Below are 18,142 nucleotides of genomic sequence, written 5' to 3'. Positions count from 1 at the left end.
ATGGCGGCGGGGGCGATCCGGATCGGAATGATCGGCTGCGGCTTCTACGCGCAGAACCATCTGCATGCGTGGAAAGAGCTTGCGAGCGAAGGCGCGGTGCTCGCCGCCGTCTGCGATGTCGATACCGGCAAGGCCGCAGCCGCCGGCCGCGCCTTCGGCGTTCCGTCCTACACAGACGCCACATCGATGCTCGCAAGCGAGCGGCTGGACGCCGTCGACATCGTCACCCGCCACGACACGCATCGCGCACTCTGCGAACTGGCGATAGCGAGAGGCGTCGCCACCATCGTGCAAAAGCCTCTCGCGCCGAGCTGGGAAGACTGCGTCGCCATTGTCGAGGCGGCAGGCAAAGCCGGCGTGTGGCTTGCGGTGCATGAAAACTTCCGCTTCCAGACGCCGATGCGCCATATCAGGCGCGTCATCGACAGCGCGGCGATCGGGACGCCGAACTGGGCGCGGATGGCGTTTCGAACCGGCTTCGACGTCTATCGCACGCAACCCTATTTCTATGACGAGGAACGGCTGGCGATTGCCGATGTCGGTATCCACATGCTCGACCTTGCGCGCTATTTCCTGGGCGAGGTCGAGCGGATTTCCTGCGAGACCCAGCGCCGCAATCCCAAGGTGAAGGCCGAGGACACGGCGACGATGCTGCTGCGCCACACGAGCGGCGGCGCCAGCGTCGTCGAGTGCACCTATGAGGCGCGGCGCGACCCCGATCCGTTCCCGCAAACGCTGGTGGAGATCGAGGGCGACAAAGGCTCGATCGTCGTTCGTCCGGGATTGCGCATGCGGGTCACCAGCCACGGCAAAGCAACGGACGAAGATATCGGCTCGCCGCTGCACTCGTGGACCAGCCAGCCCTGGCACGTTGCACAGGAAGGCGCGTTCGTTGCCTGCAGCCATTTCCTCGACTGCCTCAAGCGCGGCGTGGCCGCCGAAACGTCGGGCCGGGACAATCTCAGGACTTATGCACTGGTCGACGCCGCCTACCGTGCGGCGGCGGAACATCGGGCAATCGCTCCGGCGCAGTGGGAGGAAAATGTTGGCGCCGCCTCAAAAGGCCGGAGGGCGCAATGACGGCGGGGCGTGAAAAGGCGCAAAGACGAGGCACGGAAAGGCTTGGTGCAGCCGCATTCGCGATCACCGTTGCGTTCGAGCTTCTCGAAGGCGCCTTTCCCGAATTCCACCGGCTGGTTACCGAAAATGCTGCGCTCTCGGTCGAACTCGAGCCGGATTGCCTGCGCTTCGACGTGCTGACACCGGCGGACGCGGCCGCTTCCAGCCATGTCTTCCTCTACGAGATCTACCGGGACCGCGCAGCTTTCGACCTGCATCTTGCCTCGGACCATTTCCGTCAGTTCGACCAACGCTCGCGCGATCTGGTGATCAGCAAGACGGTCGTCGCCTACAGGGTGGAGGAGAACGCCAAGGTCAGGGAAGCGACGTGAGCGGCGAAGCCAGCAGGCTCGACCTGTTCGGCACCGACGAACAGGTCGCCGAGCGCAGAATGCTCTCCGCCGGACCGCTGACCGCGATCCTCGAGGACGGCAATCTTCGTACAATCCGCTTTGCCGGCGTTGAAGTGGTGCGCGCGATAAACTATCTGGCGCGCGACGCGTCCTGGGGAACATACAAGGTCGAGCTTACGAACCTGACGATATCGGAGGACAAGGCCGCGTTCGAGGTCGCCTATGACGGGTTGTGCCTTGGTGCGCAGGGCAGATTTTCCTACCGGATGAAAATAACGGGTAAGGCGTCCGGCGCGCTGACGATGGAAGCGGAAGGCGTCGCGCTCAGCGACTTCCCGACCAACCGCACCGGTTTCGTCGTGCTCCATCCCTCGGAGGCCGCAGGCGGACGGCTGACCATCCGGCACAGCGACGGCCGGATCGAGGAGACAGTCTTTCCCGAGGCGGTCAGCCCCGACCAGCCGGCCTTCGACATCAGCGCGCTGACGCATGAGCCGGCGCCCGGCCTCATCTGCACCGTCGCCGTGGAAGGCGATGCCTTCGAGATGGAAGACCAGCGCAACTGGACCGATGCCTCGTTCAAGACCTATGTCCGTCCGCTGTCGAAGCCGCGGCCCTATGTCATCGCCAAGGGAGCGAAGGACATCCAGCGCGTCACCGTCTCCATCGAGGCCAAGGCCTTGGCAGCCCGACCCGGAACGGCTTTAAAGGCCATGCTCACGCTCGGCGGGCCAATTGGGCGAATGCCATCCATGGCCCTGTTCCTCGATCCCGACGAGTTGCCGTCGGCCCTGGCCGGCGCCGCGCTGCTCGGTCCCGCACAGGATGTCATCATTCGCTTCGACAGCGCTCGCGGCCATGACGGGCGCATGTTGGGGAAGGCGGCGGATCTCGCCGCCACTATTGACGCCCGGTTGGCGATCGAGGCGGTCGTCGATGCCGTCGACCCCAGAGCCGAGGCGAGGACCGTTGCCAACGCGGTCCGCTCATCAGGCATTGAACCCAGCGCTGTCCTCATTTCGCCGCGACGCGAATTCAGGACACGACAGTCGAACCTGGTGCCGGCAGGTGAACGGCCGGTCAGCGATCTGGTGGATGCGCTCAAGGCGACCGGGATACGCGCCGCCATCGGCGCCGGAACGCCGTCCCTGTTCACCGAATTCAACCGCAATCCACCGAGCGGCGACGCCGATTTCGTCTTCTTCGGCAACGCAGCCATCGTTCATGCGGCCGACGATCTCTCGGTTATGGGAACGCTGAGCGTCTATCCTTCCGTCATCGCCACGGCGCGACGCCTGTGCCCGGGAAAGCCGATCTGGCTCGGGCCCTGCACGATCGGCATGCGGCACAATCCCTATGGTCAGGCCGTGGCCGCAAACCCGGCTCTTTCGCGTGTGCCGGGTGCGGGCAACGACCCCCGGCAGGGCGCCCTGTTCGGCGCGGCCTTTGCTGTCGGCGTGGCGGCACGAGCTGCCGCCGCTGAGGTCGATCGTCTCATTCTTGCGGCACCGATCGGAGTTTTTGGGCTTGTGGATGATCTCGGCCGCAGGCGGCCTTTGCAGGCCGTTCATGCCGAACTCTCTGCCGCAGCCGGTGCGAGGCGCTACGACGTGGTGGTCGATCATCCGGGCATTGCAGCCATCGCATACGGTCTTGGCCAAGACATCCGAGTCCTGGTAGCAAATCTTACGCCCGATGCCGTCGAGGTCTCGGTTCCGCGGAGTGCCCAATTGCTCGGCCTCATTGATGAGAATGCGGAGCTTGCGAACCCCCGGCGTAACCAGCCATTGGCGCCATATCGATGCGCGGTTCTTCGCTTGCAGTCCGGCCGCTTGCCGCACCGCTGATCTGCTCGGGCCGTTTAAAATAAATTCAGCAAGAAGCCGATGGTACCGTTGGCTGGGATCGAACCAGCGACCTCCGGATCCACAATCCGGCGCTCTAACCAGCTGAGCTACAACGGCACATTTGCCTGAGCGGGATCGAGGTTCATTCTCCTGTATCCGCTCTGTCGTTCGGCGATGCGTGCATACGGGCTATCGGAGTTTAATTCAAGGCTTTTGGCAGCGCATGACAGCGAAAATCAGAATCGATTTCCGCTGGGGATGATGCGCAAATCCAAAGTTCCACAGCGTCCTTTGCGTGTCGAAGAGGACGCGCGGCGCTATGGCAAAGACCGTTTCGCCACATTTCGCCGGGCAAAGAAAAAGGCCGGCGGGAGGAGGTGCCGGCCTTTTCCTGTTACGAGCCAGCGGGAGGAGGTGCTGGCTGGTCACCCCGGAGAGCAGAGGGAGGAGGTTCCACCCGCCGGGTATTCACTTTCATCATTCCTATCGCATATCTATTTGTCTGACGAAATGCGACGTTTTGATGCATCTTCGAGTTGTGCGTAAATATTAGGCGGCCTTGATATCCTTTACGGCCTTCTCGAAGGCGGTCTTGATCGGCTTGGAGACGTCCTCGGCCGCCTTGGAGGCGACGGTTTGGAAGTCCTTTGCCTGCTCGACGGTCATTTCGACGTGCTTGCGCAGGAATGCGGTCTGCAGTTCGACGACTTCCGACAGCGACTTCGCGCCGATCAGAGCCTCGAGATGCGAGAACCCGGCTTCGGCATTGGCGCGCAGAGCAGCGATGGTCTTGAGCGACAGGTCGCTGGAAACGGTCTTGGCGGTCTCGAAGGTCGACTCCAGAGCCTTCTGGGTCTCCTCGGCGCCGGTCTTCAGCTTGGCATAGGCCTCTTTCGACTGCTCGACGCCCTTTTCGGCGAAAGCGCGGATCTGGTCGGTGGCCTTGGAAGCGTCAAAGCTTGGGAATTCAACGTTTTCGATCGTCTCGGCAGTTTTGGTCCTGGACATTTTCCATCCTTTGTAGTGGCAGCGGCTTTGACGGAAAGCCGTCTCGTTCATGTATGATGGCTATATAAAGGCAAAATTTGTGCAATGCAACATCTTTGTTGCAATGCACCATAAAATCTTAAGCGGCGTTAACCAAGCGCCTAGAGATTTCGAGGGCTGCACGTTATGGCTTGTAGACCTTCGCGCCGCAGGCTTTTATTAACAAAGCGTTAACTCAAAATTGCCCGGTCCGTGAGGGTTCGCCCAGAGGGTTCACCAACCGCATGCCGTCCGAAAACTACTCCTTCCTCGACGTCGCCGTGCTCGACGCGGTCCGCCAGCGCTTTGCCGCCGGCGACGCGATCGCCGTTCTGTCGATCGACCTCGAACAGGTGATCTGGGCCAACGGACCAGGAGCGGCCGTGTTCGGCTACCCGGACATCGAGGCCATCATCGGCGCCTCGGCAGGGCTGCCGCTGATCGCCAGGCGACAGATCATGGCGACAAGCGGTTTTCCGGAGATCGGCCGCGACCGCGCCATCACGGTCCGGCTGGCCACCGGCCTGACCAGCCGCGCGATTGGCTTCCTGGCCAGCGCTGTGACCATGCCGGATGGCGAGGACGCGATCATGCTGGCGGTGCCGGCGGCACAGGCTGGCTCGCGCAGCGTCGCCGAGATCGCCGATCGGGCGATCAGCGGCTTTACCGAGGACGGTCACTTCATCGCCTTTGTCGACGCCAAGGGCGGTATCGAGGCTGCTTCGGATGGTTTTTCGGCGCTTGGCATCCTGCCCGAGACGCTGGCAGCGCTTGTGGCCGACGTGGCGAACGAGAGCGAGCGCATCGTCAAGCGCCTCGTCCCAGGCGGCACCATCTCCTATCCGGCCGGCCTCGCCCGGCTGACGGACGAGCGGCACCTGCTGGTGGTGATCGACGAGGACCAGCTCGACAGCGAGGCTCTTGGCGACGAGGGCATGGCGGAGACGGAAGCTGGCGCCGATATGGCGACGGAAGCCGTACCGCCAACTGTCGAAGAGATCCCGGAACCGGTTGAGCACGACATTGCCGATGCGGCTAACCAAAGCCCGCCAGCCGCCGATAGCGCCGCCCGCCCGTCGGCCGGCGGAACGCCGGCACAGCACGACCATTGGTATTTCAGCGCCAGCGAGGATGAGACGCCAAGGCTGGATACGCCCGCGCATGGCGAAGCACCGGCCGGCCCGGATGTTCTGGCAGAAGGGGGCACGCAAGAAACCGCCGAAGCCGCCTCCCCGGCCGAGCACCCCACGCGGGACATCGACCGCGCCTCGGCGCCGCTGCGCTTTGTCTGGCGCACCGACGCCGAGGGCAAGTTCAGTGCCCTTTCGCCGGAATTCGCCGAGATCGTCGGCAAGCCCGCCGCCGATGTGATCGGCCGGCGTTTCAGGGACGTCGCGGCCGCCTTTGGCCTTGATGCATCCGGCGAAATCGCCGGCCTGCTCGAACGGCGCGACACCTGGTCCGGCCGTTCCGTGCTGTGGCCGGTTGCCGGCACGGATCTCAAGATACCCGTCGATCTGGCGGCTCTGCCCGTCTATGGCCGCAGCCGCGCCTTCGAAGGCTTCCGCGGTTTCGGCGTCGCCCGTACCGGTGATGCGGCGGTCGATCCGGAAGCGATCGGCATGGCGCTTGTCCCCAATGACCAGGCGCCGGCAGCCGTCGAGCCTGAGATCCCGGAGACCGTGCCCGAAGCGCCGAAGGAACCCGATCCGTTCAAGGGCGAGGTGCCGGCGCTGACCATCGTGCCAAAGCCGGAACGTCGCTTTGCCGACAAGGTGATCCGGCTGGCGGAGCACAGGCAGCCCGCCAACGACAAGGGACTGTCGACCCTGGAGCGCAGCGCATTCCGTGAGATCGGCGAGCGGCTCAAGAAGGACAATTTTCCAGCTGAACAGCCCAGTGTCGAAAAGCCGGTGGAACTGGCGGCGGAACCGGTCGAAACCGATGGCGAAGACGAGAAGGACGTCGCACGGCTCGACAGCGAGCGGCAGGACGAGGCCGTGCAGGAACAGCCGGAGGCTGTCCAGGAACAGCCGGCCGGCCAATCAACCGTGACCAGTATCTGGGGCTCGCTGCTTAACTATGCCGGCCGGGAGAATGTCGCCGACAACAGCGATGAGGCACCTCTCTCCGAACCGGACAAGGCGGAAGCGCAGGAAATCGCCCAATCAACGGACACGGACAGCCGATCGATCGCTAGCGAAGCGCCACAGAGTGCCGGGGCCACCGAAGACGACGACAGCATGACGGCCGACGATTTTCGCGATGCGGAAGACAGCGAGGATTGGGCGCGCGCCGATGGCGACGAAACCCGTTCGTCGACCGAAGACATCGCGAATGCCGGCGACGTGGAGCCGGCGCCCGTCGGGAGGCCGCGTCTCCAGGTGCCGCCGCTCAAGCTCGAAGGGTTCGTGCCGTCGGCTTTCTCGCCCGGAGACGACAAGGGTCCGGATATTTCGATCCTCGGCAAGCTGCCGGTGCCTCTGCTCATCCATTCCGGCGACGACCTTCACTATGCGAATGAGGAATTCCTCGGCCTGACCGGCTATGACACGCTCGACGATCTGGCGGAGGCAGGCGGCCTCGGCGCACTGTTTGCCGATCCTTACGACGACAGCGCCTCCGAGGGCACCGATCACGCGCTGCGGTTGAAGACGCGCGACGGCCAGGAGTTTCCCATCGAGGCCATCTTGCGCGCGGTTCCGTGGCGTACGGGCAAGGCGCTGATGCTGGTCGTGCGCCGTTCCGGCGACGACGACGCACCGCCAGCGGCCCTGCACGCTGCCGCCGACGACCAGACGCAGCCGGACATCCCCGAGCTCAAGGCACGCATCGCCGAGATGCGCACCATCATCGACACCGCGACCGACGGCGTCGTGCTGATCGGCCGTGACGGAACGATCCGCTCGATCAGCCGTCCGGCCGAAGCGTTGTTCGGCTTCGACAGCGACGAGGTGACCGGCAAGCCTTTCGTCTCGCTGTTTGCGATCGAAAGTCAGCGCGCGGCGCGGGACTATCTCGACGGGCTGTCCGAACCCGGCGTGGCGAGCGTGCTCAACGACGGTCGCGAGGTGATCGGACGCGAGGCGCAAGGGCGCTTCATCCCGCTGTTCATGACCATCGGCAGGCTGCCCAACGACAGCGGCTTCTGCGCGGTGGTGCGCGACATCACGCAGTGGAAGCGGGCCGAAGAGGATCTGACCCAGGCGCGCGCGGTGGCCGAGCGCGCTTCCTCGCAGAAAACCGACTTCCTCGCCCGCATCAGTCACGAGATCCGCACGCCGCTCAACGCCATCATCGGCTTTTCCGAGCTGATGGTGGACGAGAAATTCGGGCCGGTCGCCAATGACCGCTACCGCGACTATCTGCGCGACATCAACCGGTCGGGCAACCACGTGCTCGACCTGGTCAACGACCTGCTCGACATTTCGAAGATCGAGGCCGGCCAGCAGGAGATGGCCTACGAGGCGGTGTCGCTCAACGATACGCTCGCCGAAACGGTGGCGATGATGCAGCCGCAGGCCAACCGCGAACGTGTCATCATCCGCTCCAGCTTCGCATCGCGGCTGCCGGAGGTGGTGGCCGACCTGCGCAGCGTGCGCCAGATCGCGCTGAACATCCTGTCGAATGCCATCCGCTATACGCAGGCCGGCGGCCAGGTCATCGTTTCGACCGCCTACGAGGCTTCGGGCGATGTCGTCATGCGCGTGCGCGACACCGGTATCGGCATGAGCCAGTCGGAGATCGAACAGGCGCTGAAGCCGTTCAAGCAGATCAACGCGCTGAAGCGCGGACGCGGCGACGGCACCGGTCTCGGGCTGCCGCTGACCAAGGCCATGGTCGAGGCGAACCGGGCCCGCTTCACCATCAACTCGACGCCCGGCGAAGGCACGCTGGTCGAGGTCGCTTTTCCATCGACGCGCGTGCTGGCCGAGTAATAGAAAGAAAAAAGGCGTCCAACAGGACGCCTTGAATGATGAGATTGCTGTCACAACGGGGCTTGAGCGAATTCAGATCCTCCGGGGATTTCGAGGAACGGGATTTCTCCCTCAAGTTACGCACGACTATCGATGCCGGCCCTTAACAAATCCTTACCAGCGCGCCGGAAAATTTACCAATGTGTACCACTCATGAAATCTAGGTAAATTCGAGCGAGATAACTTGTTAACCATGTTCAGTCGACCAGCTCCGGCAGGTTGCGGAACAATTCGAGCGCCTCGGGATTGGCCAGCGCCTCCTTGTTCTTGATGGCGCGGCCGTGCACCATATCGCGCACCGCGAGCTCGGTGATCTTGCCCGACTTGGTGCGTGGAATGTCGGCGACGGCGACGATTTTGGCCGGCACGTGACGGGGGCTGGCCCCGGTGCGGATTTTCGCGCGGATGCTTTTTTCCAGCTCGGCGTCGAGCTGGACGCCCGCGGCCAGCCGCACGAACAGCACGACGCGCACGTCATTGTCGAAATCCTGGCCGATACACAGCGCTTCCAGGATTTCCGGCATCTGCTCCACCTGGTTGTAGATCTCCGCCGTGCCAATCCTCACACCACCCGGATTGAGCGTCGCGTCGGAGCGGCCATGGATGATCAGTCCGCCATGCGCGGTCCATTCGGCGAAGTCGCCATGGCACCAGACATTGTCGAAGCGCTCGAAATAGGCCGCCTGGTACTTCTTGCACTCTGGGTCGTTCCAGAAGCCGATCGGCATCGCCGGGAACGCCTTCGTGCAGACGAGCTCACCCTTCTCCTGGCGGAGCGGGTGACCGTCATCGTCCCAGACGTCGACGGCAAGGCCAAGACCAGGCCCCTGGATCTCACCGGTCCACACCGGCTGCGTCGGCACACCGAGCACGAAACAGGAAACGATGTCAGTGCCGCCCGAGATCGAAGCGAGATGCACGTCCTTTTTGATACCGTCATAGACGAAGCGGAAATCCTCCGGCGATAGCGGCGAGCCGGTGGAGGAGATCGTGCGCACGGTGGAAAGATCGTGCGTGTTGATCGGCTTGAGGCCGGCCTTGCGCACGGAATCGATGAATTTGGCCGAGGTGCCGAAATAGGTCATCTTCTCGGCATCGGCGAAATCGAACAGTGCGTTGCCGTCGGGGTAGAACGGCGAGCCGTCATAGAGCAGCAGCGTCGCTCCGGAGGCGAGGCCCGATACCAGCCAGTTCCACATCATCCAGCCGCAAGTGGTGAAGTAGAAGACGCGGTCGCCGTCGAGCAGGCCGGCATGCAGCCGCTCCTCCTTGACGTGCTGGATCAGCGTGCCGCCGGCGGAATGGACGATGCATTTGGGGATGCCGGTCGTTCCCGATGAAAACAGGATGTAGAGCGGATGCGAGAACGGCAGCCGTTCGAAGGCGACGGGCTTGGCTGCAAAGGGAGAAAGCGCCTCTTCGAGCGCCGCTGCCTTGTCGATGGTCACCGCCACGTCGGCCGAAGTGCCGAGATAGTCGACGATGAGGACCTTGCGGACGGTGGGAAGCTTTGCCGCCACCGCCGCGATCTTGTCGGCGACCTCGATCGCCTTGCCATTGTACCAGTAGCCATCGGGCGCGATGAACACGACGGGCTCGATCTGGCCGAAACGGTCGAGCACACCCTGCTCGCCGAAATCGGGAGAGCAGGACGACCAGACCGCGCCGATCGAGGCGGCCGCCAGCATGGCGGCGACGGTCTCCGGCATGTTGGGCATCATGGCGGCGACGCGGTCGCCCTCTTTCACCCCAAGCGACAGGAAAAGCTGCTGCAGCCGCGAGGTCAGCGCATGGAGCTCATTCCAGGACAACCGTCGCTCGACCTTGTCCTCGCCGCGAAAGACGATGGCCGTGCCAGAGCCGGTTTTCTTCAGGAGGTTCTCGGCGAAGTTCAGCTTCGCATCGGGAAAGAAGGCGGCGCCTGGCATCTTTTCGCCATCGACAAGGACGCGTTCACTCCCACCGGCACCCTCGCCGGTCCCCTTATCGCCCAAGATCCCGCAAAAATCCCAGATCAGGCTCCAGAACGCCTCGCGATCGTCGACCGACCAGCGGTGAAGTTCGGCGTAGGAGGAGAATGTTCCACCGGTTTTCGCCTCGGCGGCCTTCATGAAGGCGGTCATCGGGGCGGAGTCGATCTGGTCTTGCGTCGGTGTCCAGAGTGGTGCGTCGGCAGCCATGATGGTTCCTCCACGGTCATCGTCGCTTATGCATATCGCGGCGCAGCAGAGCAAGATTTTGTTAAGCCGGCCGCGATGGATGTGCGCAAATGCCATAGCCGGGCCATAAAGACTTGAAATGCGTCAGCCGTGGGTTACACCCATCGGGCGATTTTGTCGGAATGGAAGCAACCGGGGCGATATGGCATCACCTTTTATCCGGCGCGGAATATGGGCGATCGGCGTTGCCGTCCTCGTCATCGCGCTGGTCGTCGCGGCCCTGCCGCTCGTCGCCTCGACCCGCATCGTGCGCGACCGCATCGCCTGGGAAATGAGTGCGTGGAGCGGTTTCAGGGTCACCATCGACGGCGCACCGCGGATCGAAGTCTGGCCGAATTTTCGCGCCATCCTGACCGATGTGACGCTTTCGCAGTGGACGGAGACCGACGCGCCGCCGGTGATCGAAGCCGAACGGGTCGAGGTCGATCTCTCCGCCATGGCGGCGCTGCGCGGCGACGTGGTGTTTTCGACGGCGCGGTTGGTGCGGCCGACGATCCGGGTTCAGCGCGCCGCAAACGGCTTTTTCCTGCCCGCCATACCTTCGGGCGGGCGCATTACGCGCTCGATCGACACCGCTCGCGCCGTGGTCAGCGCCGATCCGGCCAAGCCGGATCTGAGCAAGCTGCCGACAGATCCGTTCGGTACGGTGGAGTTCAGGGACGGCCGCATGGTGACCTCGGTCGGCGGCAAGGACACCGAGATCCTGAGCAGCCTGGCCGGCCAGGCGAACTGGGCCGCGATGAACAGCAATGCGACGCTGTCGGCGACCGGGATCTGGCGCGGCGAAAGCATCGCCGTCGATGCCGCATCGCCGAACCCGCTGGTGCTGTTTGCGGGAGGTGCGGCGCCGATCACGCTTTCGTTCAAGGCGGCCCCCGCCAGCTTTTCCTTCGACGGCGTGGCCAGCATGTTCGAAAATGCCTATTTCGACGGCCAGGCGAAATTTGCCGCCCCCTCGCTCAGGCGGGTGCTCGAATGGTCGCAGGCCGGCATCGCGCCGGGCGCGGCAATCGGCTCGATTTCCGTTTCGAGCAAGGTCACGGCGACCGCCGGCCGCGTCAAACTGGAAAACACCGCGCTTTCCCTGGACAACAATCCGGGAATGGGCGCCCTGGATCTCTCCTTCGGCGAGGCGCGGCCGGTGATAGCCGGGACGCTCGCCTTCGACACGCTCGATCTGTGGTCGTTTCTCTCCGCCTTCACGCCCCTGGCGCCCACTGGCGGAACTGGCCCCGCCGAAATCGACACGAGCTTCGCCGACCGGATCAATCTCGATCTCAGGCTGTCGGCGGCCCACGCCACCGCGGGCGCCATCCAGCTTGCCGACGTCGCCGCCACCGCCCAGGTCAAGAACGGTCTCGCCGTCTTCGACATTTCCGATGCATCGGCCTTTGGCGGCAACATCCAGAGCAGTCTTCGCTTCGACCGCAAGCCGGAAGGGACGCAGGTCGAGATCAAACTGCTCGCCTCAGACATCGACGGCGGCGCGTTCGGCACCGCGGCCGGAATGACGCAACTGGTGCCGATCGGTACGGGAACCGTCTCCGTCATCCTCAAGGGGCCGGGTAGAACCTGGGATTCCATTTTCGAAAATGCGGACGGTTCGGTCTCGGCGACATTCGGTCAGGGCGCGCTGAGCAAGCTCAATCTGCCGGCATTTCTCAAACGCACAGAACAAGGCGGGTTCTTCGCGCTCGACGATGTCTCCGACGGAACGCTGCCGATCGACGGAGCCGAACTCAAGGCGAGCATTTCGAACGGCGTGGCGAAGATCGACAAGGCCGAGGCCAATTCGGCGAAATACAAGCTCTGGCTGTCCGGCATCGCCACCTATGCCGGACGCGGGTTGGCCCTGTCCGGCGGCATCATCCAGCCGGACCAGGCGGCGACGCAGACAAACGGCCAAGGCCCCAGCCAATCTTCGTTCTTCGTCGGCGGAACGTGGAGCACGCCGTTCATCTCGCCGATAAGCCGCGGCGTTTCAGGAGAATAAGCCGCTGAAGGTGGCGGCTCCCATTTTCAGCCGCGTTGCGCGGCCTGCTCGTCCAGTTGCCGCTGCACCTCGCGACGCTTGTTGACGACCGACGCGGCGATGACGCCAACCGCGACCACGGCGATCAAAATGGTGCAGGCGGCGTTGATCTCAGGCGTCACGCCGAGGCGGACCTGGCTGTAGATCTTCATCGGCAGCGTGGTGGCGCCAGGCCCGGAGGTGAAGCTGGCGATAACCAGATCGTCGAGCGACAATGTGAACGCCAGCATCCAGCCAGACACGATCGCCGGCATGATGACGGGAAGCGTGATCTGGAAGAATGTCCTTACCGGCGGCGCGCCCAGATCCATCGCAGCCTCTTCCAGAGAGCGGTCGAAGGTGACCAGGCGCGACTGCACGACAACGGCGACGAAGCACATGGTCAATGTGATGTGGGCAAGGGTAACGGTGAGAAAGCCGCGGTCGAGACCGACAGCCACGAAGAGCAGCAGCAGCGACAGGCCGGTGATGACTTCCGGCATGACCAGCGGCGCAAAGACCATGCCGGAAAACAGCATCCGGCCCCTGAAGCGCGTGTAGCGCGTCAAGGTGAGAGCCGCCAGCGTGCCGAGCACGGTCGCCACCGTGGCCGAAATGACGCCGACGCGCGCGGTTACCCAGGCGGCGTCCATCAGGCCCTGGTTGTGGAACAGCGAGACGTACCATTTGGTCGAGAAGCCGCCCCAGACGGTGACCAGTTTCGACTCGTTGAAAGAGAAGACGATGAGCAGGACGATCGGCAGGTAAAGAAAGGCAAAGCCCAGCACGATCGAGGTGATGTTGAAGCGACTCCAGGTGGCGTTCATGGTTTCACCGGTCCTGTTCCTGGGCGCGCGCCTGGGCCCGCTGGAAGAGCATGATCGGCACGATCAACAGCAGCAGCAGGATGACGGCAACGGCCGACGACACTGGCCAGTCGCGATTGGCGAAGAACTCGTTCCATAACGTCTTACCGATCATCAGCGTCTGCGACCCGCCGAGCAGATCGGGGATGACGAACTCGCCGACGGCCGGAATGAACACCAGAAGGCAACCGGCGATGACGCCGGGCAGCGACAGGGGGAAAGTGATCTTCCAGAAGGCGCTGGTCGGCGGGCAGCCAAGATCCTTGGCTGCCTCGATCAGCGAATGATCCATTTTCTCAAGGGCGGAATAGAGCGGCAGCACCATGAATGGCAGATAGGAATAGACGATGCCGATGAAGATCGCGGTGTAAGTGTTGAGGATGATCAGCGGCTGGCTGATGATGCCGGTGGCGAGCAGCAGCTGGTTGAGTAGCCCCTCGGGCTTGAGGATACCGATCCAGGCGTAGACCCGGATGAGGAACGAGGTCCAGAACGGCAGGATCACCAGCATCAGCAGCGTCGGCCGGATCGCCGCCGGCGCACGCGCCATGCCATAGGCGATCGGATAGCCGACGAGCAATGTCAGTACCGTCGAGATGGCGGCGATGATGACGCTCGTCACATAGGCGTTGAAGTAGAGCGCGTCCTGCGTCAGCCATAGGTAATTATCGATGCTGAGCTGTTTCAACTGGGCGAAAAAACCGGAAATGCCGTCGCTGAAATCCAGCACCGGCGTATAGGGCGGTATCGCGATCGCCGTCTGCGACAGCGAAATCTTGAAGACGATGACGAACGGAATGAGGAAGAAGAACAGCAGCCAGACATAGGGGACGATGATAACGAGACGGCCGACGAAGGCAGCGCCCAGCCTTGCCAGGGCAGATTTGTCCGCATCGATGGCCCGAGAGGCTGTTGCGGCGGTGACAGCGGCATTCGACATGACTGTCCCCTATCGCGTCAGCACGACGCCGGCGTCCGGCCGGAAAGACACCCAGGCCCGATCGTTCCAGGTCAGCGGATCCTCGGTGATGCGGGCCGCGTTCATGGTGCTCGCCCGCACCACCTGCCCATCGTCCAGCCTGACGTGATAGACGGTCATATCGCCGAGATAGGCGATGTCGTAGACCTCGCCCTCGATGGCATTGACGGCGCCGGCCGGCTTCGTCGACGACACCTTGATTTTCTCCGGCCTGATGGCGAAGGCGACAGTCGCGCCAGCGGCGGCGTCGCCGGCGTTCTCGGTGCGGATGGTGATGCCGTTGCCGGCATCGATGCTTGCCGTGCCGGCCTCGCCACGCGCGATCTTGCCTTCGAACATGTTCACGTTGCCGACAAAGCCGGCGACGAAACGGGAGCCCGGCGCCTCGTAGACTTCCGCCGGCGTCGCCACCTGCATCACCTCGCCCTTGTCGATGATGGCGATGCGGTCGGCCATGGTCATCGCCTCTTCCTGGTCGTGGGTGACGACGACGAAGGTCAGGCCGAGGTTCTGCTGCAGGTCCATCAGTTCGAACTGCGTTTCCTCGCGCAACTTCTTGTCCAGCGCGCCAAGCGGCTCGTCGAGCAGCAAGACCTTCGGCCGCTTGGCGACCGAGCGGGCGAGCGCGACGCGCTGGCGCTGGCCGCCGGACAATTGGTGCGGCTTGCGCTTGGCGAACTGCTCGAGCTTGACCAGCTTCAGCATCTCGCCAACGCGCGCCGCGATCTCGGGTTTCGCCATGCCGTCCTGCTTGAGGCCGAAGGCGATGTTGTTCTCGACCGTCATGTGCGGGAACAGGGCGTAGGACTGGAACATCATGTTGACCGGTCGCCGGTATGGCGGGATGCCGCGCAAATCCTGACCATCGAGCAGGATGCGGCCGGCGGTCGGCTCCTCGAAGCCGGCAAGCATCCTGAGCAGCGTCGACTTGCCGCAACCCGACGCGCCGAGCAGGGCGAAGAACTCACGCTCGAAGATAGTCAGCGACAGATTGTTGACAGCGGTGAAGTCACCGAACCTCTTGGTGACGTTTTCGAACTGAATGTACGGCTTGGCGTTCGGGTCGTTCCACGGCGCGAAATCCCTGCGGATGCTGCCAAGCGATTTCATGTCCCACTCCGTCCCTGATCTTGCCCCTGAAGAACTCGACCCCGGCAGCCAGCTGCCGGGGTCGCGTCGGATTGCTATTGTCCCGTGATGACCTTGGTCCACGACCTGGTGACGAGACGTTGCGTCTTGGGGTCGTATGGACCCACGGTGAACAGCTTGGCCAGCATCGCATCGTCTGGATAAACGCCCGGGTCATCAAGGATTTCCTTGCTGACGAGTGGCTGCGAGGCCTTGTTGCCATTGGCGTAGAAAACGTAGTTGGTGGATTTGGCAATCACTTCGGGTTTCATCATGTAGTTGATGAATTCGTGCGCCTCGGCGACATGCGGCGCATCGGCCGGGATCGCCATCTGATCGAACCACATTTCCGCGCCTTCCTTTGGAATGGCATAGGCGATTTCGACCCCCTTGTTCGCTTCCGCCGCACGGTCGCGGGCCTGGAAAAGGTCGCCGGAAAACCCGACCGCCACACAGATGTCGCCATTGGCGAGCGCATTGATGTATTCCGACGAGTGGAATTTCCGGATCGACGGCCGAATGCTCAGCAACAGGTCCGTGGCCTTGGCGATGTCATCGGGAGAGGTCGAGTCGGGCTTGAGGCCAAGATAATTCAGCACGGTTGGAATGATGTCCGTCGGCGAATCCAGGAAGTACACACCACAATTGGCGAGCTTGGCGATATTTTCCGGCTTCAGGACCGTATCCCAGCTGTCGATCACATCGACACCAAGGGCTTCCTTCACTTTCTTGGTATTGTAGCCGATGCCGGTCGTGCCCCACATATAGTTGACCGAATATTCGTTGCCGGGATCGAACTTCGCAACCCGGTCCGCCACTTCACTCCACATATTGGTAAGGTTGGGCAGCTTCGACTTGTCCAGCTTCTGGTAAACGCCGGCCTGGATCTGACGGGCCAGGAACGGGCTTGCCGTCGGCACCACGACATCATAGCCGCTGCCGCCGGCAAGCAGCTTGGTTTCGAGAATTTCGTTGGAATCATAGGTGTCGTAGACGACCTTGATGCCGGTTTCCTTGGTGAAGTCGTCAATGATCGAACTGTCGATATAGTCCGACCAGTTGAAGACGTTGACGACGCGATCCTGGGCTTGAGCGCCGGGCGCGAACAGAGTCAACAATGCCGAAGTCGCCGAAAGCCAGAGCGCTTTGCGGATCATGCCATTCTCCTTTGGTGATTGTTCCGTCGCGGGCCCGTCGCAGCGTCCGCGCTGCCGGCATTTGCTTCAGATTTTGTGGTCGGGAAGGCGCTCCGTCGCCGTCAGAAGCTTTCGCCGCTGCGCGGGCAGAAATACAACGATGCGCTCCGGTCTCGATCGGGCCGGCGGAGAGACTTGGCAAGATACGCCTGTCTTGTTGTTGCCGTATTGGCAACCTGCCCGCGCGGCCGCCGCGTTGTCAATGGCTCATCTCGCTTTGGCCTGCGCGCTGCATCAATTAGGCGACGGCATGCCGGTAACACCCGGCCGCACGGGCCGTGCCTGACGCTTGAATTCGAGCCCAATATGGACGAGCAGCGCCGTGACCACGACCGCGCCACCGACAATGGTGCGCGCCGATGGCACTTCGGAGTGGATGAGCCAGACCCAAATCGGGCCGAGGATCGGCTCGAATGTGCCGAGCAGGGCAGCGATTGCCGCCGGAACGAGCCGGGCGCCGGTGGCGAAGAAGGCAAGGCCGAGGCCCAGATTGACCACACCGAAGGCAAAGAGGAAGCCCATGTCGCGGCTGGAAACGGCGAATTCCGATGCCTGTGATGCCGCGAATGCGGCGGCGAGCATCGTGCCGAGGCAGGTCGCCGGCGTCATGCGCACATGGGCAAAGCGCCGCGTGATGACGGTGGCGATCGAAAACATGACGGCGATAAGCAGCGCCAGCCCGTCGCCGATGGGCGAGACGGCGCCATCGAAAGATTCCGACACCATGATGGCGACACCGGCGATGACGGCGCCAATCGCCACCCAGGTCGCCATGGCCACCCTTTCGCGAAACAGCGCCCAGGCGAACAGCGCCGCCAGGAGCGGCACGCCGGCCTGCATCAAGAGGATGTTGGCGACAGTGGTGTAGGCAAGCGCCACGACGAAACAGGTCGATGCGGTGGCGAAGCAGAAGGCCACGGCAAGGCCAGGCAGGCCCATGTCGCGAAACAATCTCAGCGTGCCGCGCCAGCCGTCGCGCCAGGCCATGAAGCAGACCAGGAAGGCCGCTGCCCAGACCGAGCGCCAGAATACCACGGTCCAACTGTCGCCGGCGTCGATGAAGCGGGCGATGGCGCCGCCGAAACTCCACATCAGGGCCGACAGGAACACCAGGAGGAAGCCGATGCGCTCGCCGTGCGGCGAGACAACAGGCGAAACGGCAATCGGTGCTGATGCGGTATCGGTCATGGGCGCGACTGTCGGCGATTTCTAAAGCGCGTCGCGTTTGAACGGATTCATGCGACGCACTTTAGGTTCTTGTTTTGTGCATGTCGTTGTCGCAAAACCGCCACGCACTTTTGCGCGACATGCACGAGGGCGGCGCGATGCGCAACGGACGACGAAAACGTGCCGCATTCGCGTAGCGCAAAGGCGATGGCGGGGCGTGATCCACCAAACAGCGACGGTTGTGGCAAGACAAC

General features: G+C 63.2%; 12 protein-coding genes and 1 tRNA gene. 5 read left to right on the top strand and 8 right to left on the bottom strand.

What is annotated here, in order from left to right:
• Genes MESS4_RS09570 through MESS4_RS09560 form a run of 3 tightly spaced genes read left to right on the top strand, consistent with a single transcriptional unit; the run spans position 1 to position 3,319 of the window.
• Positions 1 to 1,080 carry a Gfo/Idh/MocA family oxidoreductase gene (locus MESS4_RS09570; protein WP_006329369.1) on the top strand — a complete coding sequence of 360 codons (1,080 nt, stop codon included), beginning with the start codon at positions 1 to 3 and terminating at the stop codon, positions 1,078 to 1,080.
• The gene (locus MESS4_RS09565; RefSeq protein WP_006329368.1) at positions 1,077 to 1,451 is read left to right on the top strand and encodes an antibiotic biosynthesis monooxygenase; all 375 of its coding nucleotides are present in this window, start codon (positions 1,077 to 1,079) and stop codon (positions 1,449 to 1,451) included. Before MESS4_RS09570 ends, MESS4_RS09565 begins: the two co-directional genes overlap by 4 nt.
• Positions 1,448 to 3,319, top strand: coding sequence for a hypothetical protein (locus MESS4_RS09560; RefSeq protein ID WP_006329367.1), 1,872 nt, complete (start codon positions 1,448 to 1,450; stop codon positions 3,317 to 3,319). Before MESS4_RS09565 ends, MESS4_RS09560 begins: the two co-directional genes overlap by 4 nt.
• A 40-nt stretch (positions 3,320 to 3,359) precedes the next feature.
• On the opposite strand, the gene MESS4_RS09555 is transcribed toward MESS4_RS09560, so the two are convergent.
• Positions 3,360 to 3,436: transfer RNA gene (locus MESS4_RS09555), tRNA-His, on the bottom strand.
• 432 nt (positions 3,437 to 3,868) lie between these two features.
• Entirely contained in the window at positions 3,869 to 4,327 is a 459-nt protein-coding gene (locus MESS4_RS09550; protein ID WP_006329365.1) for a phasin, read from the bottom strand.
• A 263-nt stretch (positions 4,328 to 4,590) separates the two neighbouring features.
• Between MESS4_RS09550 and MESS4_RS09545 the strand changes: the two genes are divergently transcribed.
• Positions 4,591 to 8,283: a PAS domain S-box protein gene (locus tag MESS4_RS09545; RefSeq protein WP_006329364.1), complete on the top strand. Its 3,693-nt coding sequence runs from the start codon at positions 4,591 to 4,593 to the stop codon at positions 8,281 to 8,283.
• 236 nt (positions 8,284 to 8,519) lie between these two features.
• Here the strand turns inward: MESS4_RS09545 and MESS4_RS09540 are convergent, their stop codons facing one another.
• Positions 8,520 to 10,502, bottom strand: a complete 1,983-nt coding sequence (locus tag MESS4_RS09540) for an acetoacetate--CoA ligase (RefSeq protein ID WP_006329363.1) — start codon at positions 10,500 to 10,502, stop codon at positions 8,520 to 8,522.
• A gap of 181 nt (positions 10,503 to 10,683) precedes the next feature.
• Here MESS4_RS09540 and MESS4_RS09535 point away from each other — a divergent pair, with 181 nt between their 5' ends.
• The gene (locus tag MESS4_RS09535) at positions 10,684 to 12,534 is read left to right on the top strand and encodes an AsmA family protein (protein WP_006329362.1); all 1,851 of its coding nucleotides are present in this window, start codon (positions 10,684 to 10,686) and stop codon (positions 12,532 to 12,534) included.
• 26 nt (positions 12,535 to 12,560) lie between these two features.
• On the opposite strand, the gene MESS4_RS09530 is transcribed toward MESS4_RS09535, so the two are convergent.
• The 5 genes from MESS4_RS09530 to MESS4_RS09510 all read right to left on the bottom strand — a co-directional run bounded on the left by MESS4_RS09530 (position 12,561) and on the right by MESS4_RS09510 (position 17,909).
• Positions 12,561 to 13,379, bottom strand: coding sequence for an ABC transporter permease subunit (locus tag MESS4_RS09530; RefSeq protein WP_006329361.1), 819 nt, complete (start codon positions 13,377 to 13,379; stop codon positions 12,561 to 12,563).
• A gap of 4 nt (positions 13,380 to 13,383) precedes the next feature.
• The gene (locus tag MESS4_RS09525) at positions 13,384 to 14,358 is read right to left on the bottom strand and encodes an ABC transporter permease subunit (RefSeq protein ID WP_006329359.1); all 975 of its coding nucleotides are present in this window, start codon (positions 14,356 to 14,358) and stop codon (positions 13,384 to 13,386) included.
• Between the two features lie 9 nt (positions 14,359 to 14,367).
• Positions 14,368 to 15,507, bottom strand: coding sequence for an ABC transporter ATP-binding protein (locus MESS4_RS09520; RefSeq protein WP_006329358.1), 1,140 nt, complete (start codon positions 15,505 to 15,507; stop codon positions 14,368 to 14,370).
• A 74-nt stretch (positions 15,508 to 15,581) separates the two neighbouring features.
• Positions 15,582 to 16,682, bottom strand: a complete 1,101-nt coding sequence (locus tag MESS4_RS09515) for a polyamine ABC transporter substrate-binding protein (protein ID WP_006329357.1) — start codon at positions 16,680 to 16,682, stop codon at positions 15,582 to 15,584.
• Positions 16,683 to 16,955: 273 nt separating this feature from the next.
• Positions 16,956 to 17,909, bottom strand: coding sequence for a DMT family transporter (locus MESS4_RS09510; RefSeq protein WP_006329356.1), 954 nt, complete (start codon positions 17,907 to 17,909; stop codon positions 16,956 to 16,958).
• Positions 17,910 to 18,142 lie beyond the last annotated feature (233 nt).

The organism is Mesorhizobium sp. STM 4661, assembly GCF_000359125.1.
Taxonomy (GTDB): domain Bacteria; phylum Pseudomonadota; class Alphaproteobacteria; order Rhizobiales; family Rhizobiaceae; genus Mesorhizobium.
Note: the sequence above shows the minus strand (reverse complement) of the source record. Positions and strands in the feature narration are given on the sequence as shown.